Annotated in this window: 3 protein-coding genes; all 3 read left to right on the top strand. The window is 46.2% G+C overall.

What is annotated here, in order from left to right; all coding sequences use genetic code 11:
* Positions 1-646: hypothetical protein (locus VF500_RS16520; protein WP_330860726.1), on the top strand; the 646-nt coding region annotated here is incomplete at its 5' end.
* Between the two features lie 131 nt (positions 647-777).
* Positions 778-3,084 (top strand): glycoside hydrolase family 3 N-terminal domain-containing protein, encoded by a 2,307-nt coding sequence (locus tag VF500_RS16515; RefSeq protein ID WP_330860725.1) that lies wholly within the window; start codon positions 778-780, stop codon positions 3,082-3,084.
* 6 nt (positions 3,085-3,090) lie between these two features.
* A partial coding sequence (locus VF500_RS16510) for a GH92 family glycosyl hydrolase (protein ID WP_330860724.1) occupies positions 3,091-4,248 on the top strand: 1,158 nt, incomplete at its 3' end.

Below are 4,248 nucleotides of genomic sequence, written 5' to 3'. Positions count from 1 at the left end.
GAATTACCCGCTGCAAGGGGCTAAAGTACGCTATGCCCTAAACGGTAAAATGCCGGATAATAATAGCTCGGCTGTGCCTTTCCCTGTAAATATTAATGTGCCCTTAAAAGATAGCATCGGTTTAAGAACATTTACTACCTGGACGCTGAATGATCAACACATTCGACAAACGGCCAGCATCAAGCGTGTGAGTATCAAGCCTGCACACGAAAAAGTAGCTAAGCTGAAACCCGGTATGGCCTATGAAGTTTTTAAAACCGGGGAACGTGATATAGCCAAGCTGCAAGATGAAAAGCCGGCAGAAACGGGTGAAACAAACCTGATTGTGCCTGTTAGGCCCGTTAACGAAGGCTTAATTAATTGGGTGAAAATTAAAGGTTTTATTAAGATTGATAAAGAAGCGGATTATGAGCTAACTACAGGTTTTGAGGTTAGTCCCGCTTTGTTTTTGGATGAGGTACCGGTGATAAAAATGGGGATGAATACTTACGTTGAACCGCAAAAAGCATTGTTGCACCTTAAAAAAGGGGTATATGCTTTGAGGGGACATTACATAGCTGATAAGGCCAATGAAAACCAGACCCTGATTGAATTGAAGGTTGCGGGTGGGGAAAAGCTTTATCCGAAGTTTTATTTGATGCATTAAGCAAGGAATTTGTAGAGACGCATCACATGCGTCTCCTTTAGGACGAGAAACTGTGTTTTTCCCCTTGTGCTTTGCATGGGGTAGACGCATGTGATGCGTCTCTACATTGAAAAATTAAAATCTTTATACCTATGCAAAAGAAACTATGCCTACTCATCGCGTTTGCTTTTGTAATAAAAACGGCCAGCGCGCAGGTTTATAAAGACCCAAAAGCACCGATAGCCGAGCGGGTAAAAGACCTGTTAAGCCGCATGACGCTGGAAGAAAAGGTAGGCCAGATGAGCATGAACTCCTTAAAAGGCTCTATGCAAAACCCAATTGCTTACGGTGTTTGCGAAAGCCCTTTTAGTAATATCAATGATATCTCGACGTTATCCATCGCCGCAAAGAAGTATGCTAAAGAAAAAACGCGCCTCGGTATCCCGCCCATACAAATAGGCGAATGCCTGCATGGGCAACTGGCGGCAGGCGCTACCATTTTTCCACAGGCTATAGCGCAGGGCAGCACCTGGAACCCGGCGCTGATTGAAAAAATGGGTTCGGTGATCGCTTATGAAGCATCCTCGTCAGGAGTTGACCAGGCGCTTTCACCTTTGTTCGATCTCATCCGCGACCCGCGTTATGGCCGTAATGAGGAATGTTATGCCGAAGATCCGTACCTCGTGAGCCGTATAGGTACTTCATTTGTGATTGGTATGCAGGGTGATCCGGCGCGAACAAAAAATGGCATAGGGAAAGATAAAGTGATGTGCACCGCCAAACATTTCGCGGCTTACAGCATCCCGGTGGCTGGTATTAACCTGGCCCCGGCATCGGTAGGCGAAAGAGAACTACGGTCGATGTTTTTGCCGCCTTTTAAAGATGCCGTGCAAAAGGCAAATATATATGCGGTAATGCCTGCTTACAATGAAATTGACGGCGTTCCCGCACATGGCAATCATTTCCTGCTGCAAACTATTTTAAGGCAGGAATGGGGCTTTGATGGCTATGTGTTTTCAGACTACGAAGGCCTTAAACATTTATATACTTTTCACCATATCGCCAAAGATGCTGAAGGAGCAGCACCAATTGGCCTGAGCGCCGGGGTTGACCTCGAAGCGCCAAGCTCAGATGTTTATGGCAAACTCATCGGCCTCGTAAAGGAAGGTAAAGTAAATGAAGCTCAAATTGATAGCGCCGTTGCCCGCATTCTTACCATAAAATTTAAAGCGGGATTATTTGAAAAAGCCCTGCCTGATACCTCGGCATTAAAAAAACGGGTACATACGCCGGATCATATCGCCTTGTCACAAGAAATTGCCGAGGAGTCTATCATCCTCCTCAAAAATGAGAAACAACTGTTGCCACTCAATATGAATAGCCTGAAGTCCCTGGCAGTGATAGGTCCCAACGCCAACCAGGTTCAGTATGGCGATTACAGTTCAACCCGCGATAGCCGTTCGGGAACAACAGTACTTAACGGCATTAAACAGTTTGTGGGTAATAAGGTAAAAGTCAATTACGCCAAAGGCTGCGCCCTGTCAGGTTCAAATAAAAGCGGCTTTGCCGAAGCTGTTGCAGTAGCAAAGAACAGCGATGCTGTGGTGGTAGTTTTAGGTACAACCAGCGTAGTATTTTCGGGTGTTGGCTGGAATGGTCACGCACCCGAAAGCGAACCTAAAGATCCCTTTACCTGCGGCGAGGGCTATGATGTTACAGACATTAATCCCGATGGCGTGCAGCAGGAGTTGTTACAAGCTGTTTATAAAGCCGGCAAGCCTGTAATTCTGTTGCTGGTGCATGGCAGGCCGCAAAGCATCAGTTGGGAAAAGGAAAATATCCCGGCCATTGTAGAGGCCTGGTACCCCGGCGAAAGGGGAGGTAACGCCATTGCTAATATCCTGTTTGGCAAGGTAAATCCATCGGGCAGGCTTACGGTGTCTATCCCGCAATCAACCGGGCATATTCCGGTTTTTTATAATCATGTGGCATCCAATAAAGGTTTCTACCATAATCCCGGCTCACCCGAAAAACCGGGGCAGGACTATGTTTTTTCTTCGCCCGATGTGTTGTTCCCTTTTGGTTATGGTTTGAGCTATACCTCGTTTAAATACAGTAATATGCAGGTTTCGGCGGCATCGTTCGGCAAAAATGAGGCGGTAACTATTTCGGTAGATGTTACCAATAGTGGCAGTATGGCCGGTAAAGAAGTTGTACAAATGTATCTCGGTAACAAAGTAAATTCAGTAACTACCCCGGTGATGGCACTGAAAGGTTTTGATAAGATCAGCCTTAAACCCGGCGAAAGCCAAACGGTTAAATTTACTATAAAGCCAGAAGATCTTGCCATCTGGAACAACGAAATGAAGCTGGTGACCGAACCCGGTACATTCGATGTCATGATAGCCCGTTCGGCCGAAGATGTGGTGTTGAAGAAAACGTTGGAATATAAAGAGTAGCGGATCATGAGAAAGCTGATTGCCATTTTATTTGTATTGATTTTGGGTGTAGAGCCTAATGCCCAATCGTACAATAAATACGTAAATACGTTCATAGGCACATCAGCAACCGGCCACACTTTTCCGGGTGCCACGGTTCCTTTTGGCATGGTGCAGCTCAGTCCCGAAACCGGCAATTTTGGCTGGAACTATTGTTCAGGCTATCGTTATGAAGATACGGTGATCACGGGCTTTGCGCATACCCATCTGAGTGGTACAGGCGGTGTTGATCTGGGCGATGTGTTATTCTTCCCATTTCAGGGCAAAGAGCCTCAAAAGTTTCAAAGCAAATTTTCTCATCAACAGGAAAAAGCATCACCCGGCTATTATGAAGTGCTTTTGAGTGATAATCATATCAAAGCCCAACTTACGGCCTCGGCACATACCGGTTTGCACAGGTACACTTTTACTAAGGCAGGCAAGGCTCACCTGCTTGTTGATATGCAAAGCGGCCTGGTGGAAAGCGCCGAACAACTGGCCGAACATGTATCCGATGGAGAGATCACCATCGACAGCAAAACAACTATCAGTGGTTATGCTTTTACAAGCCAGTGGGTTGATAAAAAGGTATACTTCACAGCTATATTTAACCGACCGTTTACTGGTCACCATTTTATTGATGGGGATAATAAACGCCGACTGGTGCTGGATTTTGATCTGAAACCCGGTGAGAGTGTTGAAGCGAAAGTGGGCATTTCGGGTGTGAACATTGCCGGAGCCCGTAAAAACCTGCTGGCCGAAACACAGCATAAAACCTTTGAACAGGTAAAAGCCGAAGCTGCCAGAACCTGGGAGGCCAACCTCTTTAAACTTAAAGCCGAAGGGACAGAAAAGGAGAAGATAGCTTTTTATACCAGTCTGTACCACGCCCTGATCCAACCCAACAATATTGCCGATGTTGACGGACAATATCGTGGGGCCGATAGCCTGGTGCACCACTCGGCCAATAAAGTATTTTATTCCACGTTTTCCTTATGGGATACTTACCGTGCTGCACACCCGTTGTATACCATCATTTGCCCTGAGAGGGATGGACAAATGGTAGAAAGTATGTTACAGCATAATGATGTTGCCGGTATGCTCCCCATCTGGACGCTGTGGGGTAAGGAGAGCTTTGCCATGATC

The sequence above is a fragment of the Mucilaginibacter sp. genome (genome assembly GCF_036383575.1).
GTDB lineage: Bacteria > Bacteroidota > Bacteroidia > Sphingobacteriales > Sphingobacteriaceae > Mucilaginibacter.
Note: the sequence above shows the minus strand (reverse complement) of the source record. Positions and strands in the feature narration are given on the sequence as shown.